Here is a 19,340-nt window from a genome sequence, read left to right on the forward strand (position 1 = left end):
ATCTTCGTTGAAATTTCCCGAACTTCACTTATCCGTCGATATAGCTCATTAAAACGAACGATATCTTTAACGATAAGTTCATTCTAAACCTCCCTTTTAGTTTAAGCCACAGTCCCCTGACAACTGCTCCCTGCGCCCGCTGTGCAGCCATAACAATGTTGAGAGATAATAATGTTTCTGTCGTTTAAAATGTTCTCATTATAGTCTTTGATGTGTTTCACCTTACTAGCGACCTTTAGGTCGAGCATTTGGTTGAAGTCACAATCGTAAAGCCATCCATCCCAACTTATGGAAATGGTATTGGTACACATAACATTGGCTACTGCTGCGGGATTGTAGGCCTCCACCAAGGCATACATATAGTCCTCATAATTTTCAGATGCAATGAGATAATCCAAAAAACGGGAAATGGGCAAATTCGTAATGGCAAATAGGTTATGAAACTGAATACCAAAATCTTCATCCAAGGCCTTTTTAAAATCCTTTTCCATTGCAGCTTGGTCTCCGGGCAAAAATGCTCCAGAAGGATTATAGACTAAATCCAATCGCAAGGGGCTATCGGGCATGCCATAGCCAACAGCATTCAATTCTTGCAACGCTTTGATGGATTTGTCAAAAACTCCATCTCCACGCTGCTTATCGGTTTTGCCTCGGGTATAATGCGGCATGGAAGAAACCACATGTACATTGTGTTTCTTAAAGAACTCTGGTAAATCATAGTACTTTTTGTTCGCCCGGATAATGGTCAAATTGGATCGGACTATGAAATCTTGGATACCAGCTTTTGCGGCCTCCTCAACAAACCATCTAAAGTCAGGGTTCATTTCGGGGGCACCTCCAGTTAGATCCAACGTATGGGCTCCGGTATTTCGAATGACCTCCAAGCATTGTTCCATGGTTTCTCGGGTCATGATTTCCTTACGATCAGGCCCTGCATCAACATGACAATGCTCACACACTTGGTTGCACATGTATCCTACATTGATTTGTAGAACCTCCAATTTATTCGGGCGCAGCGGAAAATGACCTATTTCGGCAATTTTATCTTTGAAGTAAGGCAGTTCGCCATCAGCAAAGACTCCTCCATTTAAAATTTCCAATTGCTTATTGGTTTCTGCCAATGCATTATCCTGAGCCTTTAGGGATTTTTTGGCCGCCTTTTTTAACTGTGGCATTATACTTTCGCTCATGATTTGATATGTTATGGTTAGATGGTAAAAAGAGTCAACCCGAAAAGCTTTCTCTTTTGCTCTCTACATTGATAATTTATTGTACTTGTTCATCATTTGAACCCCATGTACCAAAGTCGCACCGCTTTCGATGGCCGCACCTGCGTGAACTGCCTCCATCATTTCTTCTTTGGTTATTCCTTTTTGCAATCCATCCTTGGTGTACGCATCAATGCAATAGGGGCATTTAACAACATGCGAAACGGCTAACGCGATAAGGGATTTTTCTCGGGCACTCAAAGCTCCTTCTTCAAAAACTTTTCCATAATAATCGAAGAACTTGTTGCCGAGTTCTTCGCTCCATTCGGTAATTTTTCCAAATTTTCGTAGATCCGCTGGATCGTAATAACTATTTGCCATTTTTTGGTGTTTATGTTTTAATTGAATGTTGGTGTGAAATAATTCCCCTATTATGATTTTTTTCATGGCAAGAAGCCAAGTGTTACAATTTCTACAAGAGGATGGTGTAATGGCAAATGCCATTTTTTGCTATTAGCCCAATAGCGAAAGGCTGGGGGAACCTTTATTGAAAGAAAAGGTAATAAAGTGCATTTCCTGTTTTGGGATATGCATTTCAAAAAATCTGATATTCCTCTTGATGAGGGCAGCCAGAATTTTGAAAATAGTATTCGGAATTCGTCTAAAACGGCTCAATAATACTGTGATATCCTCAAGAATATCAATATCTCGAAGCATCGGAAGAGTGAAAAGCGCTGAGTTGTTAGTTCCTAGTAATTGGGAAATCTTGCTAAACAATCCAACACGTTGCCATGGTAATTTTTGAAAAAGTTGGGCATCAAAATTGGAATAATGCAATCCCATTAAATAAAAACCACCATCAAGAGCAGGGCCCAAAACAGTTTTTCCTAGTTTTAACTGTTTGTTGGCTTCAATTAAATGATGGGCAGTTAATTCTGGACTATCATTTCCAACAGTAATTACATTTTCATAGCCCCTGTCATAAATACTTTGGATAGCATTGGAAAAGCGTTGTCCAAAAGAGTTACCCCGTTGCTCTTTTTCGGTAAAATGAAAAAATGGCAAGCCCGTTTTTTTAACTATCTGAAGCGTATTGGAGGTAAGTTCTTGGAACAGTAATGGATTAGATACAGAAGTTTTATGGCGAGCATCTTCTTCCGCGGAATTCGCGAAAATTAAAATAGCGGTATTCTCCAAGCCAAATTTTTTCAAAATGTACACTTCTGCTAAGCCTATATTAAGAATTTAGGTCGAAACAAGGTAAGCTGAATTACATTATGTTCCCAATAATCTTAAATTTTAACATTCCGACCCATAGGTCGGTTTTAGAAAACGGTCTGCTTAATTACTCCAGATTAAAATCGATGGGGTATCGATGAAATGCAAAAAAGAGGTGCGTTTTCAAAGAAAACAAACCAGGTGGTCGGTCAATGTTCTTTGAAAATAGAATGAAATAGAGTGTTTTTCTTGAATTTCTTACTAAAAACTACACATCATCGTAGTCTACTTTCAATGTAGGGGTGAGCGGATGGGCTTGACAAGTCAATATAAGTCCTTCAGCCACTTCGCCATCGGTCAAAATCTGATTTTTCACCATCTCGGCCTTCCCTTCTGTAACTCGGGCAATGCAACTGCTGCATACGCCTCCTTGACAGGAATAGGGGGCATCGATATTTTCTTTCAACACCGCATCTAGAACCAAGACCTTTTTATCCATGGTAAAAGAGAAGTTTTCATCATCCACAGTAACCTCTATTTTGGTTTTTCCGTCTAGATTTTCCGCTAGAGTATCTTCGGAATCTGATGAAGTAAATAACTCATACAGTATTTTATCCTCAGCTACTCCATTTTTTTTCAGGGTGTTTGAAACTGTATTAATCATTTCTTCTGGACCGCAAAGATAGAAGGCATCAAATGCTGTTTCCTTGAATTTGTTTTTTACAATAAAATTGACGGTTGAAGATTCAATTCTTCCAAAGAGTGCACCTTCCTCCTGTGAGCGACTATAAATATGTTGCGTGAAAAACCTATCAGTATATTTTCGCTGTAACTCCTGAATGACCTGTAAATACATGGTTTCCGAAGGGCTTTGATTTCCAAAAACCAAAACAAAAGTGCTATCAGCATGACTTTCCAGAACAGTTTGCGCAATACTCATAATCGGAGTAATTCCACTTCCTGCAGCAAAGGCAGCAATATTTTTGGCTTTCGTATCTTGTTCAAAAACAAATCGGCCTTCAGGTTGCATCACTTGGATTTCATCCCCAGCTTTGAGACTTTCATTAGCGTAAACTGAAAATGTACCATCTGGAATTTTCTTGATGCCCACTGTAATCTTTCCTGAAGAGGGGGCGGAGGAAATGGAATATGCCCTGCGAACCTCTTGCCCATTAATCTGGTGCTTAAGGGTAATATATTGTCCAGCTGTAAAAACAAAATTATTTTTAAGGACGTCCGGAATTTCAAAAGTCAGAGCTACAGCGTTCGCGGTCAATGCATCAACCGTAGCAATTTTTAGTGCATGAAAGTCGCTCATGTAAGATCAATTTTTTTGCAAAGCTACGGATTCAAGTAATTTTGATAGCAAGATTCCTAAAAAAGAGAATGGATTGTAACAAATCACATTTGTTGTGTACTAACTTGATGAAAATTACCAACCATGTTCAAACGCTTCATAAATCTTCAGTGGAAAGCCTTTTTTAGGTCATCATCTTTTGGTAAGAGCTTGGCACTGAAAATCGTCATGATCTTTTTTGGACTTTATATGTTGGGCGCATTGGTATTTGTTGGCGCTTTTTTATATGAAATCCTGAGAAAAGTCTTTCCAGACCAGAACCCGATGTGGATGCTGAGTCGATATTTGGTGTATTGGGTGTTTATCGAGCTCTTTTTTAGATATTTCATGCAAAAACTACCTGTAATGGACATTAAACCTTTATTGTCCATGCCTGTGAAAAAAAGCAGTATTGCCCATTATATTTTAGGCCGATCTGGCTTCTCTGGATATAACATTTTGGCGTTGTGCTTTTTCATTCCTTTTGGAATTGTTTTGGTATTTAATGGCTATCCTATAATAAATGTAGTCCTATGGTTGACATCTATTTTGGCCATAGTTATGTGCATTAATTTCACCAACTTCATAATAAATAAGAGTGATAAGGCCTTGGCAATTATTGGGACAATAATAGTATTGCTATATGGTCTAGACTACTTTCAGTTTTTACCAGTTAAAAATTTCTTTGGCCCTATTTTTCATGGCCTTTATCAATACCCGATAGCTGTTTTGGTTCCAGTAGCTTTGGCAATTCTTACCTACTGGATTAACTTCAACTATTTAAAGAAAAAGTTGTTTTTGGATGCCTCTTTACGTGTAAAAACAAAGGAGGCAAGTGCGTCTGATTTGGCCTGGACCAAACGTTTTGGTGATATGGGGACCTTTTTACAGCTCGATCTAAAGATGATATGGAGAAACAAACGACCAAAAACCCAAGCTTTCATATCCCTGTTTATGATTTTTTATGGATTAATTTTCTACTCTATGGATGCTTACGGAATAACTTCACCAATGATTGTTTTTGTAGGTCTTTTTATGACTGGAATATTCCTATCTAATTTTGGGCAGCTTATCCCTGCATGGGACAGTGGTTATTACAGCATGATGATGTCCCAAAATATACCTCTGCGAAAATACTTGGAATCCAAAGTGAATTTGATATCAGTAAGTATTGTGGCGATGTTTTTGTTATCGATTCCATATGTCTATTTCGGTTGGGAAGCTATTGCCCTTAACTTTAGTTGTGCGCTGTACAATTTGGGGGTTAATATTCCAATGGTTTTATTTTTTGGCTCTTTTAATAAAAAAAGAATAGAGTTAGATACAAGTGCCTTTGGCAATATGCAGGGGGCAAGTGCGGTTCAATTTTTTGTTTTGATTCCACTGTTATGCCTTCCCATGCTACTCTTTTTTGTTTCAAAATTGCTCTTTTCTTTCGAAATAGCACTGGGTGTGCTTGCTGCTTTAGGAATTATTGGGCTGCTATTGAAAGAACCATTAATGAAAAGGATTACGGAATTATATAGAAAGAAGAAATATATTATGATTGCCGGGTTCAAAGAAAAAAACAGCTAACAAATAGATTTCCAATGAGAGGGAATTAAAACGAAAAGATATGATAACAACTGAGAATCTGACTAAAAAATACAATTCGCAACAGGTTTTGAATATTGAGTCTTTGGAAATTCCGAAAGGACAAAGCTTCGGACTGGTAGGTAATAACGGAGCTGGAAAGACAACTTTTTTTAGTCTGCTGTTGGATTTGATTCAACCGACATCTGGAAAAATTGTCAATAATGAGGTACAGGTAAGTAGCAGTGAGGATTGGAAACCGTTTACATCAGCTTTTATTGATGAATCATTTTTGATTGGGTATTTGACCCCTGAAGAATATTTTTATTTCATTGGGGATTTAAGAGGAGCAAACCGTGCTGATGTAGATAAACTTTTATCTTCATTTGAAGATTTTTTCCATGGAGAAATTTTGGGACAAAAAAAATATTTGCGAGACCTTTCCAAAGGAAACCAGAAAAAAGCTGGTATTGTAGCTTCCTTCATTGGGAATCCTGAAGTTGTGGTTTTAGACGAGCCGTTTGCTAATTTGGACCCTACAACCCAAATTAGGTTAAAGGCAATAATTAAAGAGTTAGCTGCCAAGGAAGATGTCACTGTACTTATCTCAAGTCACGACTTACTTCATGTAACGGAGGTTTGTGAACGTATAGTGGTTTTGAACAAGGGTGAAATTGTAAAGGACATACAGACTTCTGCTGAAACCCTAAAAGAACTTGAAACATTTTTTGGAGAATAAAAAAAGGCGATGGAAAACCATCGCCTCAATGAATTTTAATTGGAATTATCCTCCAAACATCGAAGGATCATAAAAGAACTGGGCCTTTTTTATTTTTCCATTTTCCACCTCATAAACGCAAAGCTCTTCCATTTTACAACGCCCCATACCTTTAAAGGTAACATCACTTACCATTGGAACTGTGAAATGGTTGCCGGCAACAACCGCATCTCCAACTGAACCACCATGCATCTCTTCAATACTGCTAGCCCATTGTTCGTAGCCCTTTAAAATGTTGTCAATCCCTTGTGTTTTTTCATTGGGTACTCCAGGCATTTCAAGGCTCCAGGCGTCCTGGGCATATAGACCATAGGCTTCCTGGTGTTTTCCCTCTCTGCAGAGGCTCACTAACTTGTCCGCAACTTCTTGTGTTGTCATTTTGTAATTGTTTTTATGATGAATAAATAAGCTCTAGATTAATCGAACGCTTCGTTCAGATATGTGTTTAATGGTTTGATGATTTTAAAATGCTCCAAGATTTCTTCTCCCAGTTTTTCCGAACCATAAAAAGGTTCCAAAGGAAATTCGGCCATGGCATAGAACTGTTTGTTATAGATGAAATCAGTTTTTTCCGCTGCCGGAAGTAAACTTTTGTCCAATCGTTTTGCCTTCTCTCCACTGAGCTGTCCAAAACCTTGCACAAATGTTGGATCATCAATAATTTTAAGTAATTGCGAAGTATTTGAAGCAATATGCTTTCTGACTTTTGAAAGCTCCGGAGGTCGCAACATAAACAGCCCTCCGCCTACATGAATACTTGTGGCATCAATACCTAAGTAATATCCAGGGAGAATTGATTTTTTCCCATTTGGAGAAAAACCAGCCTTCAAAATTGTGTGATATGGTGTTTTATCCTTAGAGAAACGCACATCTCTATTAATTCGGAATATTGCTTTTTTTGGATCTGATAGAATCCGAGAATCCCAATCGGTAAGCGTTTGCAAAAGACCTTCAAGTAAATTCAAAAAAGGTTCTTTGGCGTCCTTCTCATATCTTTTCTTATTAGTATGAAACCACTCTTTAGCATTGTTCTTGGCTAATTCTTTAAAGAAAGCGGTATAATCTTCTGTGATCATTTTCTACTGTTTTTTGATTTTTTCCAGAGCAATATTGGTCAACATTTCCCATTTTTCCTGATGGTCAAAATCAACTTCATACCATCCAGTAAGGGGCTTTTTGTTCTTGAAGGGATTGAATTCTGAAGCTTCCGCTTTTAATTCATTCAAAGGATACTCTTTTCCGAGTTTAAAGACCATTTTCTGTTTCCGAGAAAAAAAAGCAAACACCTTTTTATTATAGTGAATAGCAGGAGAACTCATCATTTTTCCCTCCGTAACATTAGGATGTCTTAAACAGAACAATTCTCTGATCTCCATAAATTTTTCCAACTCCATGTCCCAAAACTACGAAAGAGGGAAAGCAGAAATAAGGGGAAATAAGACACTTTAAAGGGTTGAATGTGCCAAGTTTTACCATTACATTTATAGCACTAAAAGCGTTGGTTATGAAACATGTAAGTATTTTGGTGCCTAAGGGCAATGCTATTTTGAGCAATGTGGTAGGACCGTTTAAAGTTCTAATGGCGGTAAATCAGTTTTTAAAACAAAGTGGAGCACGGGATGATAATTTTTTTGACATCCATTTAGTAGGATTGGAACACGATTATTCTTTATATGAGGGCTTGTTCAGCATTCATTGTGATAGCACGATTGCGGATATCGAAAAAACGGATTTAGTACTTATTCCAGCACTTAGACCAGATAAGCTCGATGAAGACTTAGATCAGAACAAAGATTTTATTCCTTGGATATTGCACCAGCGGAATATTCATAATGCTGAGGTGGCCAGCATGTGTATGGGGGCTTTTGTGCTTGCCCAAACCGGGCTGATTGACGGTAAGCAATGTGCCACGCATTGGGCTGGAATGGAACTTTTTAGAAAAATGTTCCCAAAAGTAAACCTGGTTTCAAATAAGATTGTCACCGAAGAAGATGGTATATATACTAGTGGAGGAGCATTTTCTTTTTTGAATCTTATGCTACATCTTGTAGAGAAATATTGTGGTAGAGGAACAGCAATCTATATCTCCAAGTTTTTTGAAATAGATATCGATCGGGTTGACCAAAATCAATTTGCCATTTTTCAAGGACAGAAAGATCACGATGATGTCGCTATCAAAGAAGCGCAGAAGTTTATTGAAAGCAATGTAAGAGATAAAATTTCAGTCGAAGGATTGGCGAGAAAATATGCGATCAGCAGCCGAAATTTTGTGCGAAGATTTAAAAAGGCCACCCAAAATACACCATTGGAGTACATTCAGCGCGTCAGGATTGAAGCGGCCAAACGGAGCTTGGAATCCACAGAGCAAAATGTAAATGAGGTCATGTACCAAGTGGGTTACGCTGATCAAAAAGCCTTTAGAACAGTGTTCAAAAAGTACGCAGGAATATCACCGGTGGCATATAAAACCAAATACAACCGCAGCAGGGCAAGTTTTGAACGCCCTAGCGCTTGGTAAAACATGCTTGTTTGTTAATGTTTTGATTGCTCCAAAAAATAATTGCATTTTACCGATGAGCCTTATAATAAACTGGACGTTTTTCAGTTAAGGTAAAACACGATTATCGATAATTTTGAAGCTTCACATCAAACTTGTTATTTCCGCCATAGTCGGATTGCTAGTATTTAATGCTTGTTCAGTAAAAAAAGACAAGTTCATTAACCGCAATTGGCATGCCTTAAAAACCAAGTACAATGTTTTGTACAATGGCAACATTGCCTTTGAAGAAGGACGTGAGGAACTGAACTCAAGTTATCGAGATGATTTTTGGGAAACTTTACCCGTAGAGCGTCTTGAGGTTACTGAGGAAATCAAACTGGATTCGGAGAACAACAACCCTAATTTTATTATCGCCGAAGAAAAGGCTACAAAAGCCATCCAGAAGCATAGTATGGACATTGAAGATGAGGAACGTAATCCTCAGACCGATGAGGCCTTTTTGCTATTGGGGAAAGCACGCTACTTCGATCAGCGGTACATTCCAGCATTGGAATCGTTCAATTATGTACTCAGAAAATATGTTGAAAGTGATAAGTTGAATGAAGCTACTATATGGAGGGAAAAGACAAACATGCGTTTGGACAATCCAGAATTGGCTATCAAAAACCTCTACAGACTTTTCAAGTTCGAACAATTAAAAGATCAGGAATACGCCGATGCAAATGCGGTTTTGGCGCAATGCTATATCAATCTAAAAGTAAAGGATACCGCCATTCAAAAATTGAAGATTGCACAGGCGTATACCAAAAAGAATCCGGAAAGAGGAAGATACTTATTCATTATAGGTCAGCTCTACAACCAATTGGGATTTAAGGATAGCGCAAATTATGCTTTTGACAAAGTAATTGCCCTGAACAGGAAGTCACCAAGAGTATATATGATCAATGCGCACCTCAAAAAAATACAAAACACTGCAATCACTGACACCAACCGGGAAGAGTTGCTAGAGTACCTGACCGAATTGGAAGAGAATCGTGAAAACCGTCCATTTTTGGATAAAATTTATCGCGAGATTGCGCAATACTATATGGCCAATCAATCCGACAGCCTGGGCATAGCCTACTACAATAAATCACTGGCCACTAATAAGACTGAACGCAAATTGAATGCGCTCAATTATCAAAGTTTGGCCGACTACAATTTTGATAAGGACGAATATAAAACGGCAGGCGCATATTATGACAGCACTTTGACGAACCTTGTTTTGAACACAAAAAAATATCGGAACATTAAGAAGAAGTTGGATAACCTCGAAGACGTTATCAAATATGAAGATATTGTTCAGTATACAGATAGCGTTATAACGCTTTATGAAATGCCAGAGGCAGAACGCAAAGCCTATTTTGAGGACTACATCGCCGAGTTGAAACGTCAAGAAGAAGAAGAGGCCCAAAAAGAATTGGAAAGAACTAAAGCTGGATTTGCAGCCTTTGCTGAGTCCAAGGGAGGAAAAGAAAACAAGGGGAAATTCTATTTCTACAATATTACAAGTCTTGGATATGGCAAAAACGACTTTAAAACCCGTTGGGGAAATCGCGAACTGGAAGATGACTGGCGTTGGAGTAATAAAGCTAGGGCACTGCCTTCCGAAGCTACAGGTGAAGATATTGTAACAGGTCAAGATCCAAATACGGAACCAGGTGATGACCAAAAGTACTCGCTTGACTTTTATTTAGATCAGGTGCCAACTGATGTTACTGTTATCGACAGTCTTGGAGGAGAAAGAAACTTTGCCAACTATCAATTGGGATTAATTTACAAGGAAAAATTCAAGGATAACCTTTTGGCTGCAGCAAAACTAGAGAGAGTTTTGGCAGAGAACCCAGAAGAAAGATTGGTCTTGCCATCAAAGTACAATCTCTATAAAATCTATGAGGAGACTGGGAGTCCTTTAGCAGAGAATATGAAAAGGGATATTATTTCCAATCACGGTGATACTCGTTATGCTGAAATCTTATTAAACCCTCAAGTTGTACTTCAGGGAAATACCGACAGTCCAGATGCCCGTTACGGTGCACTTTATAAATTATATGAAAAGCAAGAATACCTTCAGGTGATAACATTATCCCAAGAATACATCAATAAATTTACCGGAGACCCAATTGTACCCAAATTTGAGATGTTGAAGGCAAACGCCATTGGCCGACTTCAAGGTTTTGAGCCTTTCAAGGAAGCACTTAACTATGTCGCCTTGACGTATCCAAATAATTCTGAAGGAAAAAAAGCCGAAGAGATAGTTGCCGATCAATTACCCAAATTGGAGTCAAAAGTCTTTTTGGATGACGGAGCAAAAGGCAATTGGAAAGTAGTATTTCCGTTAAAGATCAGGGACAACGAAAAAGCTTTACAGCTGAAAGAAAAATTGGAGGCTTCTATTAAAGATCTTAATTATAAGAACATTGTTTCCAAGGACATATATAATTTGGAAGACCAGTTTGTGGTGGTGCACGGATTCAAGTCAAGGGATTTTGCACTAGGCTACGCTGAACTCATAAAAAACAATAAGGACTACCGCATCAAAGATGAGAATTTTGTAGTTTTATCCAACAATTACAAAATCATTCAAGTCCACAAGAATTTAGAATCATACAAAGAACATATTTCAACCCCAAAACCCTAGAACACCATGTTTTCAGACAACAAAAAACCTCGCCCTATGACAGAATTTGGAGGACAACCCAACAGAATTGAAAAGAACACGAAAATAAAAGGAAACATTACTTCCGAGGCCGACTTTAGAATTGATGGCAAATTGGAAGGCAATGTAAAAACTTCAGGAAAAGTAGTTATTGGTAAAGATGGCTACATCAATGGAAAAGTAGAATGCGTCAACGCTGATATTGAAGGAAAATTTAATGGTGAATTGGCAGTTAAGGACCTTTTGTCATTAAAAGCCTCAGCAATTATTGAAGGCACTGTAAGTGTTTCAAAATTGGCAGTTGAACCTGGAGCAACATTTAACGCAGCTTGTACTATGGGTAAAGGAGTGGAAACTGCTTCAAGCACAAGCGCTCCAAAGCTTCAGTCGACAAAAACAAATGAGCCAGCAAAAGTCTCCTAAAAAGAAAAACAATTTAAAGAATGCTGCAATGCTATCGGGCATTGCTTTTGAAATGGGCGCCATTATTTTCTTGGCTGTAAAAGGGGGCAAATGGCTCGATATCCATTATCAAAACGAAAAGAACATTTTTACGGTAATTGCCACTTTGCTAGGAGTGGCAATTTCTATTTGGGTAGTTTTGCAACAACTTAAACGAATTAAATATTAATGCCCAAGCTCAATTCTCCTACCCAATTTATTTCGCTTTTAGGAATCTCATTACTCCTTTCTTTCGGATTGCACATTTTGGTATTGTCTAGTATGGACGTGCCAACGTTCGACAATTTGATTGTACGCTCCTATGTGGTTAATGGACTTTTGGCGGCAATTATCTTTATACTGCTGTATAAGTTTCGCCAAAAATTGAAAAACCAGATTGGGTTTTTATTTATGGGAGGTAGTTTACTTAAATTTTTGTTTTTCTTTCTCCTTTTTTACCCAACTTATAAAAGCGATGGCGACATGTCTGGCCTTGAATTTGGCGCCTTTTTCATTCCCTATGCGGTTGCACTTTTTTTAGAAACATTTTACACCTCCAAAATGCTAAAAAATTTAGAAGACGACCCCAAATAATTTGACCCTCAAAATCCTCAAAAATAAAAGCTTGAAAGCTTTTTTTTCTTTGTAAGAAAGAATTACATTTGCACCGATTTTTGAGAGACCGATATTTTGAGCGAAATGCAAAAAACTTTTTTTAAAGGAATACTCGTTATAGCAGCACTATTGCTAGGTCAATTCACTTTTGCAAGTGAAAAAGAAAACGAAGCCGATGGACACGGCAAAGATCTTAAGACCGAAATCAAGGAATACATCTCCCATCACCTTCAGGATTCACATGACTTTTCATTGTTTTCCTACACCAAGGAAAATGGAGAGCACAAATATGTTGGATTCCCGTTGCCAGTAATGTTGTGGGACAATGGTTTAAAGGTTTTCTCATCGTCAAAATTCCATCACGGTGAAACTTTGGCAGAGGTAGATGGTAATTATTACAAATTATACCATAGCAAAATATATAAGACGGATGCTGAAGGCACCATCAATTACGATGAAGACCATCATGCTACGAATGTAAAGCCTTTGGATTTTTCAATCACTAAGAATGTGGTCATGATCATCGTAACAGGTTTATTGATGCTCTGGTTATTTACCAGCTTGGCTAAGTCTTATGCGAAAAACAATGGAATTCCAACAGGAGCAGGTCGTTTCTTCGAGCCTATCGTGCTCTATATTCGTGACGATATTGCAAGACCCAACATTGGAGAAAAGCGATATAAGAAATATATGCCTTTCTTGTTGACCATCTTTTTCTTTATCTGGTTCTTGAACATTTTTGGATTGACTCCTCTTGGGATAAACGTAACTGGAAACATTGCAATAACAGTTTCTTTGGCACTAATGACATTTGTAATCACCAATGTTACCGGAACCAAGGATTATTGGATGCACCAGATAGATCCTTTGGGAAAATCTCTGCCTTGGTACGGTAAAATTCCATTATATCTTATCCTTGTTCCGATTGAGGTATTGGGATTATTTATCAAGCCATTCTCATTATTGATTCGTTTGTATGCAAACATGCAAGCCGGTCACATTGTATTGATGAGCTTGATTGGTTTGATGTTCATTTTTAAAAGTTGGTTGGGAAGTCCATTGTCATTCGGATTGGCCTTCGCAATTTCATTGATAGAAGTATTAGTAGCCTTGCTACAAGCTTATATTTTCACCATGTTAAGTGCGTTGTACTTCGGATTTGCTTCTGAAGAACACGAGCATGACCATGAACACGAGGCAGAAGTTGCCCACTAATAAAATAAAGTAATTCCCTTTTAAGCGGGAATCTAAAATATTGAACATTTAATTTTTAAACTAGATAGATATGGAAATTCCAGTAATGGTAGGTGCAGGTTTAGTAGTTATAGGTGTTGGTCTTGGTATTGGTAGAATCGGTGGTTCTGCTATGGAGGCTATTGCCCGTCAGCCTGAAGCTTACGGAAAAATCCAAACAGCGATGTTGATTGCAGCAGCGTTGATTGAAGGTATTGGTTTCGCTGCTCTTTTTGCAGTGTAATCAAAACATCTAAGGCAAATGGCTGTAACGGTTGGTTGCAGCCCTTGCCTAGTTTAAAATTTATATAACAAGAAAAGAATTATGGCAAAGTTATTAGAAGAGTTTTCGTTAGGACTGTTTTTCTGGCAAACATTATTGTTTGGATTGTTGTTGTTCCTTTTGTGGAAGTTTGCTTGGAAGCCAATCTTAGGAGCAATCAATGATAGAGAAGAAGGCATTAAAAATGCTTTGGATGCTGCTGAAGAAGCCAAAAAAGAAATGCAGAATGTTACTGCCGACAGCGAGAAGTTGTTGAAGGAAGCCAGAGCAGAACGTGAAGCAATGTTAAAAGAGGCTCGTGAAATCAAAGATAAGATTGTTGCCGATGCCAAGGAACAAGCACAAGTAGAAGGTGATAAATTGGTAAAGCAGGCACAAGCCACGATTGAAAGTGAAAAGAAAGCAGCTGTTGCAGATATTAAGGCACAGGTGGCCAATCTTTCTGTAGACATTGCTGAAAAAGTAATCAAAGAAGAATTGTCCGATAAAAAGAAACAACAAAAGTTGGTTCAAGATATGTTGGGCGATATCAAATTGAATTAGGAAGATGAACGAGAGCAGGGCAGCCATACGTTACGCAAAAGCAACCTTGGATTTCGCAATCGAAAAGAAAGCGGCGGATGCCGTTGAAAACGATATGCGGGAGATTTCAGTAACCATTTCCGAAAACACGGAGCTTCAGAATCTTTTGGAGAGTCCAGTAGTTAAAGGTGAGGTAAAGAAAAATTCCTTGCAGCAGATTTTCAAGAAATCAAACGAAATTACCAAAGGCCTAATCAGAACTTTAACTGATAACAAGCGAATTGCTTTATTGCAAGAGGTGGCCTTTAAATATATAATTCTGCATGAACAGTTAAAAGGAGAGGATGTTGCTTATGTAACTACCGCAGTCCCTTTAACAGCTGATTTGGAGAAAAAGATTTTGAGCGAGGTAACCAAAATTACAGGCAACAAAGTTACCCTTGAAAACAAGATTGATGAAAGTATCATAGGAGGATTTGTACTTCGCGTTGGCGATTTACAATATGATGCCAGTGTTGCCAACAAATTGAACGGATTAAAAAGAGAATTTACAAATAGTCTATAAAAATGGCAGGAGTAAAAGCCGCTGAGGTATCAGCAATTTTGAAAGAACAATTAGCAGGTTTTGAAGCTACCGCTTCCTTGGATGAAGTAGGTACCGTATTGCAAGTGGGTGATGGTATTGCCCGTGTGTACGGACTTTCCAATGCTCAGTATGGTGAGCTTGTGGAGTTCGATGGTGGTATGGAAGGTATTGTTTTGAACCTAGAGGAAGATAACGTTGGTGTTGTATTATTGGGTCCATCCAAAGAAGTTATGGAAGGTGCAACCGTAAAAAGAACACAACGTATCGCATCTATCAACGTTGGTGAAGGAATTGTTGGCCGTGTGGTTGATACTTTGGGTAACCCAATCGATGGAAAAGGACCGATAGCAGGCGACACTTATGAAATGCCATTGGAGCGTAAAGCCCCTGGAGTTATTTACCGTCAGCCGGTGAATGAGCCATTGCAAACAGGAATTAAGGCGGTTGATGCCATGATTCCAATTGGTAGAGGTCAGCGTGAATTGGTTATTGGTGACCGTCAAACAGGGAAAACCACCGTTTGTATCGATACCATCTTAAACCAAAAAGAATTTTTTGATGCTGGTGAGCCAGTGTATTGTATTTATGTTGCTGTAGGGCAAAAAGCATCTACCGTAGCGGCTATCGCCAAGACTTTGGAAGACAAAGGCGCTTTAGCTTATACTACAATTGTTGCTGCCAATGCATCTGACCCTGCTCCTATGCAAGTATATGCTCCTTTCGCGGGTGCTGCAATTGGAGAGTACTTTAGAGATACAGGACGTCCAGCTTTGATTATCTATGATGATTTATCAAAACAAGCGGTTGCGTATCGTGAGGTATCACTTCTTTTGAGAAGACCTCCAGGTCGTGAAGCTTACCCAGGTGACGTTTTCTACTTGCACTCAAGATTGTTGGAGCGTGCGGCAAAAGTTATTGCCGATGATGACATCGCAAAGAACATGAACGATTTACCTGATTCCCTTAAGCCGATGGTAAAAGGTGGGGGATCGTTAACTGCACTTCCTATTATTGAAACACAGGCGGGTGACGTATCAGCGTATATCCCAACCAACGTAATTTCGATTACTGATGGACAGATTTTCTTGGAGCAAGATTTATTCAACCAAGGTGTACGTCCTGCGATTAACGTAGGTATCTCTGTATCACGTGTTGGGGGGTCTGCTCAGATTAAATCCATGAAAAAAGTGGCAGGTACATTGAAACTGGATCAAGCGCAATTCCGCGAATTGGAGGCGTTTGCTAAATTCGGTTCCGATTTGGATGCTGCTACCCTGAACGTTATTGAAAAAGGACGTAGGAACGTGGAAATCTTGAAGCAAGCACAGAACGATCCATTTACTGTGGAAGACCAGGTGGCCATTATCTTTGCCGGTTCTAAAAACTTGTTGAGAGATGTTCCTGTTGATAAAATAAAGGAGTTTGAAAGAGATTTCATCGAGTTTATGAATGCCAAACACAGAGGTATTTTGGATACGTTGAAGGCCGGAAAATTGACCGATGAAGTTACCGAGACTTTGACTTCAGTTTGTAAAGATCTTTCAGGAAAATATAGAGCTTAAGCCCAATAGATAAATGGCGAATCTAAAGGAAATACGAAATAGGATAGCCTCGGTATCTTCGACCATGCAGATAACCAGTGCCATGAAAATGGTATCTGCTGCAAAGTTGAAAAAGGCCCAGGACGCCATTACGGCAATGCGTCCATATGCAAACAAGCTTACCGAGTTATTGCAAAATCTTAGCGCAAGCCTAGATGGTGATGCGGGAAGTAAATTCACAGACAATAGAGCGGTGAACAAGGTATTGGTTGTGTCCATTACCTCTAACCGTGGATTGTGTGGGGCCTTTAATTCCAACATCATTAAGCAGTCCAACATCTTGTTGGATGAAACTTATGCTGGAAAACAGGTTGACTTTATCGCGATTGGGAAGAAAGGGAACGATATCCTTGGAAAAAAAGGAAATGTTGTCGCTAATCACAGTGCAGTTTTTGACGATTTGACTTTTGATAATGTTGCAGCAATAGCACAAGATTTGATGAACCACTTTACCGAAGGTGATTATGATAGAATCGAGTTGGTCTACAACAAATTCAAGAATGCCGCGACCCAAATTGTGATGACGGAGCAGTTTTTGCCACTAGTTCCAATCGAAGGAGATAATCAGAATAGCGGAGACTACATTTTTGAACCGTCGAAGCCAGAAATTGTAGAGCAATTGATTCCAAAGTCATTGAAAACACAATTGTACAAGGCAATTCGTGACTCCTTTGCCAGTGAGCACGGAGCTCGTATGACAGCAATGCACAAAGCAACAGATAATGCTACTGAGCTTAGAGATCAGTTAAAACTGACCTATAACAAAGCAAGACAAGCAGCGATTACCAACGAAATCTTGGAAATTGTTGGTGGTGCGGAAGCACTGAACAATTAGGCGTAGCAGAGCGGAGCCAAATGTTCAAAGAGATGAGGAAACGAACAATTAGGCGTAGCAGAGCGGAGCCAAATGTTCAAAGAGATGAGGGAACGAGCAATTAGGCGTAGCAGAGCGGAGCCAAATGTTCAAAGAGCTGAGAGACTGAACAATTAGTAAAAGAATGAATGAATTCATTGAAAGGCCACTTCTTTAGAAGTGGCCTTTTTGCTTTACGAAAGTAGAAGATAAAGCTTAGTGTGGGCTTGCTGTTCTTGCATTATGCAAATCAATATAATGCTGGTTGAGCTCATCTGAATCTTTATACTGTAAGCGAAGTTCTTCTAGTTTTTTATGAAGTTCTTTTATTACGTCAGCATAGGCAGGGTTAGCATAAACATTATTCATTTCCTGTGGATCTTTTTTACGATCATAAAGTTCCCATTCATCGGCATCATAATAAAAGTGAGCTAATTTATAGTCGATGGTCACAATTCCATAATGACGCATCACTTGATGTTCTGCTGGATATTCATAATAATGGTAATAGACAGCATCCCGAGTCCATTCCTTCTCATTAGAGCTCAAAAGAGGCATAAGACTTTCACCTTGCATATCTTCCGGCACTTCAATTTGGGCGGCTTCCAAAAAGGTTTGCGCAAAGTCAAGATTCTGAACCATTTCATCACTGGTAATACCGGGCTTTATTTTGTTGGGCCAACGAATCAACAAAGGAGTCTTGAACGATTCATCATAAATAAATCGCTTGTCAAACCAGCCATGTTCTCCCAAATAAAATCCTTGGTCCGAGGTGTAGATTACCATGGTGTTTTCATTCAAACCGTTTTCGTCCATATAGTCTAGCAATCTACCGACATTGTCATCTACAGAGGAAATGCATGCCAAGTAGTCCTGCATATAACGTTGGTACTTCCAGACCATTTTTTCTTCAGAGGTCATGGACGGCCAATTTTCCTCAAAGTCCTTACTTATAGCGTCTAAAAAAGGCTTGTATTGGGCTTTTTGCTCCTCAGTGGCTCGATTGTATATATTAGTAAATGCATTGACCAAATCTGGCACCTCTGGAGTCACATCACCCATATTGGCAATTGTTTCCGGCCAGACCTTAGTATCATAAACATACTTCATATGGGTCAACAAATTCATTTCTGCGATTTTGGCCGCTGATCCTCTATTGTTATAATCATCAAAAAGAGTGGCAGGTAAAGGGAATTCTTTCCCATAAAACTCCTTGAATTTTTCTGGAGTTGGCCACCAGGGGCGATGGGGTGCCTTATGCAAATACATCAACATAAAAGGCTTGTCGGGATTTCGTTTTTTGTCCAACCAGTTCAACGTAAGGTTGGTTATAATATCAGTGGCATAACCAGTAATTGTGGTGTCACCTCGTTGGGAAATAAAATCAGGATTGATATAATTTCCTTGTCCGGGTAGGATCATAAAATCATCAACCCCCTTAGGGTTGTTACCAAAGTGAAGTTTGCCAAACATGGCAGTTTCATAACCCGCTTTTTGAAACAATTGGGGGAAAGTCACTTGCGTAGTGTCAAAAGGCATAAGATTATCCACCTTGCCATTGATATGGGTATGCTTCCCGGTTAAAATGGTAGCTCGTGATGGCGCGCAAATGGAATTAGTGACACTTGCATTTGTAAAAACGATGCCTTCCTTCCCAATTCTATCAATATTTGGGGTTTGGATTAGGTGGTCACTGTAGGCACTGATAGCTTGATAGGCATGATCATCGGACATTATAAAAATAATGTTCGGTTTTTCCTTAGGAGTATCTTGCTCTTCTTTTTTCTTTTCTGCACAAGAAACAAATAGAATCGAAAATAGAATTAAACAAATTGATTTTGATTGGAAGTTCATTTATCGAATGGTTTGAAATTAAAAGGTACAAATTGTTTGTTA

Annotated in this window: 21 protein-coding genes; 13 read left to right on the top strand and 8 right to left on the bottom strand. The window is 38.9% G+C overall.

The window, feature by feature from the left end:
- Positions 1-101: 101 nt before the first annotated feature.
- From arsS to ACOKFG_RS03295, 4 genes are all read right to left on the bottom strand, one after another.
- A complete protein-coding gene (arsS, locus tag ACOKFG_RS03280) occupies positions 102-1,190 on the bottom strand; it encodes an arsenosugar biosynthesis radical SAM (seleno)protein ArsS (RefSeq protein WP_422861849.1) in 1,089 nt (362 codons plus the stop codon).
- A gap of 63 nt (positions 1,191-1,253) precedes the next feature.
- A complete protein-coding gene (locus ACOKFG_RS03285; RefSeq protein WP_116184458.1) occupies positions 1,254-1,589 on the bottom strand; it encodes an arsenosugar biosynthesis-associated peroxidase-like protein in 336 nt (111 codons plus the stop codon).
- Positions 1,590-1,721: 132 nt separating this feature from the next.
- Positions 1,722-2,420 carry a TIGR04282 family arsenosugar biosynthesis glycosyltransferase gene (locus tag ACOKFG_RS03290; protein ID WP_422861850.1) on the bottom strand — a complete coding sequence of 233 codons (699 nt, stop codon included), beginning with the start codon at positions 2,418-2,420 and terminating at the stop codon, positions 1,722-1,724.
- Positions 2,421-2,694: 274 nt separating this feature from the next.
- The gene (locus ACOKFG_RS03295) at positions 2,695-3,744 is read right to left on the bottom strand and encodes a 2Fe-2S iron-sulfur cluster-binding protein (RefSeq protein ID WP_422861851.1); all 1,050 of its coding nucleotides are present in this window, start codon (positions 3,742-3,744) and stop codon (positions 2,695-2,697) included.
- A gap of 123 nt (positions 3,745-3,867) precedes the next feature.
- Here ACOKFG_RS03295 and ACOKFG_RS03300 point away from each other — a divergent pair, with 123 nt between their 5' ends.
- Positions 3,868-5,337 (top strand): DUF5687 family protein, encoded by a 1,470-nt coding sequence (locus ACOKFG_RS03300; RefSeq protein ID WP_422861852.1) that lies wholly within the window; start codon positions 3,868-3,870, stop codon positions 5,335-5,337.
- Between the two features lie 40 nt (positions 5,338-5,377).
- Positions 5,378-6,073, top strand: coding sequence for an ABC transporter ATP-binding protein (locus ACOKFG_RS03305; RefSeq protein ID WP_422861853.1), 696 nt, complete (start codon positions 5,378-5,380; stop codon positions 6,071-6,073).
- Positions 6,074-6,118: 45 nt separating this feature from the next.
- Here the strand turns inward: ACOKFG_RS03305 and ACOKFG_RS03310 are convergent, their stop codons facing one another.
- The 3 genes from ACOKFG_RS03310 to ACOKFG_RS03320 are packed head-to-tail and all read right to left on the bottom strand — an operon-like array spanning position 6,119 to position 7,506.
- On the bottom strand, positions 6,119-6,490 hold the full coding sequence (locus tag ACOKFG_RS03310; RefSeq protein ID WP_298792901.1) for a SnoaL-like domain-containing protein: 372 nt from the start codon (positions 6,488-6,490) through the stop codon (positions 6,119-6,121).
- A 38-nt stretch (positions 6,491-6,528) separates the two neighbouring features.
- Positions 6,529-7,188, bottom strand: a complete 660-nt coding sequence (locus ACOKFG_RS03315) for a DUF2461 domain-containing protein (RefSeq protein WP_298792903.1) — start codon at positions 7,186-7,188, stop codon at positions 6,529-6,531.
- A gap of 3 nt (positions 7,189-7,191) precedes the next feature.
- Positions 7,192-7,506 (bottom strand): hypothetical protein, encoded by a 315-nt coding sequence (locus tag ACOKFG_RS03320; RefSeq protein ID WP_298792905.1) that lies wholly within the window; start codon positions 7,504-7,506, stop codon positions 7,192-7,194.
- Positions 7,507-7,616: 110 nt separating this feature from the next.
- Here ACOKFG_RS03320 and ACOKFG_RS03325 point away from each other — a divergent pair, with 110 nt between their 5' ends.
- The 11 genes from ACOKFG_RS03325 to atpG all read left to right on the top strand — a co-directional run bounded on the left by ACOKFG_RS03325 (position 7,617) and on the right by atpG (position 17,426).
- Positions 7,617-8,630 (top strand): GlxA family transcriptional regulator, encoded by a 1,014-nt coding sequence (locus tag ACOKFG_RS03325; protein WP_422861854.1) that lies wholly within the window; start codon positions 7,617-7,619, stop codon positions 8,628-8,630.
- A gap of 115 nt (positions 8,631-8,745) precedes the next feature.
- On the top strand, positions 8,746-11,292 hold the full coding sequence (locus ACOKFG_RS03330) for a tetratricopeptide repeat protein (protein WP_422861855.1): 2,547 nt from the start codon (positions 8,746-8,748) through the stop codon (positions 11,290-11,292).
- A 6-nt stretch (positions 11,293-11,298) separates the two neighbouring features.
- Positions 11,299-11,733: a polymer-forming cytoskeletal protein gene (locus ACOKFG_RS03335; RefSeq protein WP_298792911.1), complete on the top strand. Its 435-nt coding sequence runs from the start codon at positions 11,299-11,301 to the stop codon at positions 11,731-11,733.
- A complete protein-coding gene (locus ACOKFG_RS03340; RefSeq protein ID WP_299171122.1) occupies positions 11,711-11,941 on the top strand; it encodes an AtpZ/AtpI family protein in 231 nt (76 codons plus the stop codon). Before ACOKFG_RS03335 ends, ACOKFG_RS03340 begins: the two co-directional genes overlap by 23 nt.
- Positions 11,941-12,345, top strand: coding sequence for a DUF6168 family protein (locus tag ACOKFG_RS03345; RefSeq protein WP_299486955.1), 405 nt, complete (start codon positions 11,941-11,943; stop codon positions 12,343-12,345). Before ACOKFG_RS03340 ends, ACOKFG_RS03345 begins: the two co-directional genes overlap by 1 nt.
- A 105-nt stretch (positions 12,346-12,450) precedes the next feature.
- A complete protein-coding gene (gene atpB, locus ACOKFG_RS03350; protein ID WP_299486953.1) occupies positions 12,451-13,581 on the top strand; it encodes a F0F1 ATP synthase subunit A in 1,131 nt (376 codons plus the stop codon).
- 70 nt (positions 13,582-13,651) lie between these two features.
- A complete protein-coding gene (gene atpE, locus ACOKFG_RS03355; RefSeq protein ID WP_045801726.1) occupies positions 13,652-13,843 on the top strand; it encodes an ATP synthase F0 subunit C in 192 nt (63 codons plus the stop codon).
- 81 nt (positions 13,844-13,924) lie between these two features.
- Complete coding sequence (locus tag ACOKFG_RS03360; RefSeq protein WP_298792931.1) at positions 13,925-14,425, top strand: F0F1 ATP synthase subunit B; 501 nt, start codon at positions 13,925-13,927, stop codon at positions 14,423-14,425.
- A 4-nt stretch (positions 14,426-14,429) separates the two neighbouring features.
- Complete coding sequence (atpH, locus tag ACOKFG_RS03365; RefSeq protein WP_298792933.1) at positions 14,430-14,969, top strand: ATP synthase F1 subunit delta; 540 nt, start codon at positions 14,430-14,432, stop codon at positions 14,967-14,969.
- A 2-nt stretch (positions 14,970-14,971) separates the two neighbouring features.
- Positions 14,972-16,552, top strand: coding sequence for a F0F1 ATP synthase subunit alpha (atpA, locus tag ACOKFG_RS03370; RefSeq protein WP_299486950.1), 1,581 nt, complete (start codon positions 14,972-14,974; stop codon positions 16,550-16,552).
- A 13-nt stretch (positions 16,553-16,565) separates the two neighbouring features.
- Positions 16,566-17,426: an ATP synthase F1 subunit gamma gene (gene atpG, locus ACOKFG_RS03375; RefSeq protein ID WP_299486948.1), complete on the top strand. Its 861-nt coding sequence runs from the start codon at positions 16,566-16,568 to the stop codon at positions 17,424-17,426.
- Positions 17,427-17,660: 234 nt separating this feature from the next.
- Here atpG and ACOKFG_RS03380 read toward each other — a convergent pair whose 3' ends face one another.
- Complete coding sequence (locus ACOKFG_RS03380) at positions 17,661-19,298, bottom strand: sulfatase family protein (RefSeq protein ID WP_298792939.1); 1,638 nt, start codon at positions 19,296-19,298, stop codon at positions 17,661-17,663.
- Between the last annotated feature and the right edge of the window lie 42 nt (positions 19,299-19,340).

The sequence above is a fragment of the Flagellimonas rhodophyticola genome (assembly GCF_049332665.1).
Lineage (GTDB): Bacteria > Bacteroidota > Bacteroidia > Flavobacteriales > Flavobacteriaceae > Flagellimonas.

What these genes read in the sequence shown, in the direction of transcription:
- ACOKFG_RS03305 (WP_422861853.1), top strand. Translation starts at nt 5,378, where the DNA reads ATGATAACAACTGAGAATCTGACTAAAAAATACAATTCGCAACAGGTT.
- ACOKFG_RS03360 (WP_298792931.1), top strand. Translation starts at nt 13,925, where the DNA reads ATGGCAAAGTTATTAGAAGAGTTTTCGTTAGGACTGTTTTTCTGGCAA.
- ACOKFG_RS03345 (WP_299486955.1), top strand. Translation starts at nt 11,941, where the DNA reads ATGCCCAAGCTCAATTCTCCTACCCAATTTATTTCGCTTTTAGGAATC.
- ACOKFG_RS03315 (WP_298792903.1), bottom strand. Translation starts at nt 7,188, where the DNA reads ATGATCACAGAAGATTATACCGCTTTCTTTAAAGAATTAGCCAAGAAC.
- ACOKFG_RS03300 (WP_422861852.1), top strand. Translation starts at nt 3,868, where the DNA reads ATGTTCAAACGCTTCATAAATCTTCAGTGGAAAGCCTTTTTTAGGTCA.
- ACOKFG_RS03380 (WP_298792939.1), bottom strand. Translation starts at nt 19,298, where the DNA reads ATGAACTTCCAATCAAAATCAATTTGTTTAATTCTATTTTCGATTCTA.
- atpH (WP_298792933.1), top strand. Translation starts at nt 14,430, where the DNA reads ATGAACGAGAGCAGGGCAGCCATACGTTACGCAAAAGCAACCTTGGAT.
- ACOKFG_RS03285 (WP_116184458.1), bottom strand. Translation starts at nt 1,589, where the DNA reads ATGGCAAATAGTTATTACGATCCAGCGGATCTACGAAAATTTGGAAAA.
- atpB (WP_299486953.1), top strand. Translation starts at nt 12,451, where the DNA reads ATGCAAAAAACTTTTTTTAAAGGAATACTCGTTATAGCAGCACTATTG.
- ACOKFG_RS03340 (WP_299171122.1), top strand. Translation starts at nt 11,711, where the DNA reads ATGAGCCAGCAAAAGTCTCCTAAAAAGAAAAACAATTTAAAGAATGCT.
- ACOKFG_RS03325 (WP_422861854.1), top strand. Translation starts at nt 7,617, where the DNA reads ATGAAACATGTAAGTATTTTGGTGCCTAAGGGCAATGCTATTTTGAGC.
- atpG (WP_299486948.1), top strand. Translation starts at nt 16,566, where the DNA reads ATGGCGAATCTAAAGGAAATACGAAATAGGATAGCCTCGGTATCTTCG.
- ACOKFG_RS03335 (WP_298792911.1), top strand. Translation starts at nt 11,299, where the DNA reads ATGTTTTCAGACAACAAAAAACCTCGCCCTATGACAGAATTTGGAGGA.
- atpA (WP_299486950.1), top strand. Translation starts at nt 14,972, where the DNA reads ATGGCAGGAGTAAAAGCCGCTGAGGTATCAGCAATTTTGAAAGAACAA.
- ACOKFG_RS03320 (WP_298792905.1), bottom strand. Translation starts at nt 7,506, where the DNA reads ATGGAGTTGGAAAAATTTATGGAGATCAGAGAATTGTTCTGTTTAAGA.
- ACOKFG_RS03310 (WP_298792901.1), bottom strand. Translation starts at nt 6,490, where the DNA reads ATGACAACACAAGAAGTTGCGGACAAGTTAGTGAGCCTCTGCAGAGAG.
- atpE (WP_045801726.1), top strand. Translation starts at nt 13,652, where the DNA reads ATGGAAATTCCAGTAATGGTAGGTGCAGGTTTAGTAGTTATAGGTGTT.
- arsS (WP_422861849.1), bottom strand. Translation starts at nt 1,190, where the DNA reads ATGAGCGAAAGTATAATGCCACAGTTAAAAAAGGCGGCCAAAAAATCC.
- ACOKFG_RS03295 (WP_422861851.1), bottom strand. Translation starts at nt 3,744, where the DNA reads ATGAGCGACTTTCATGCACTAAAAATTGCTACGGTTGATGCATTGACC.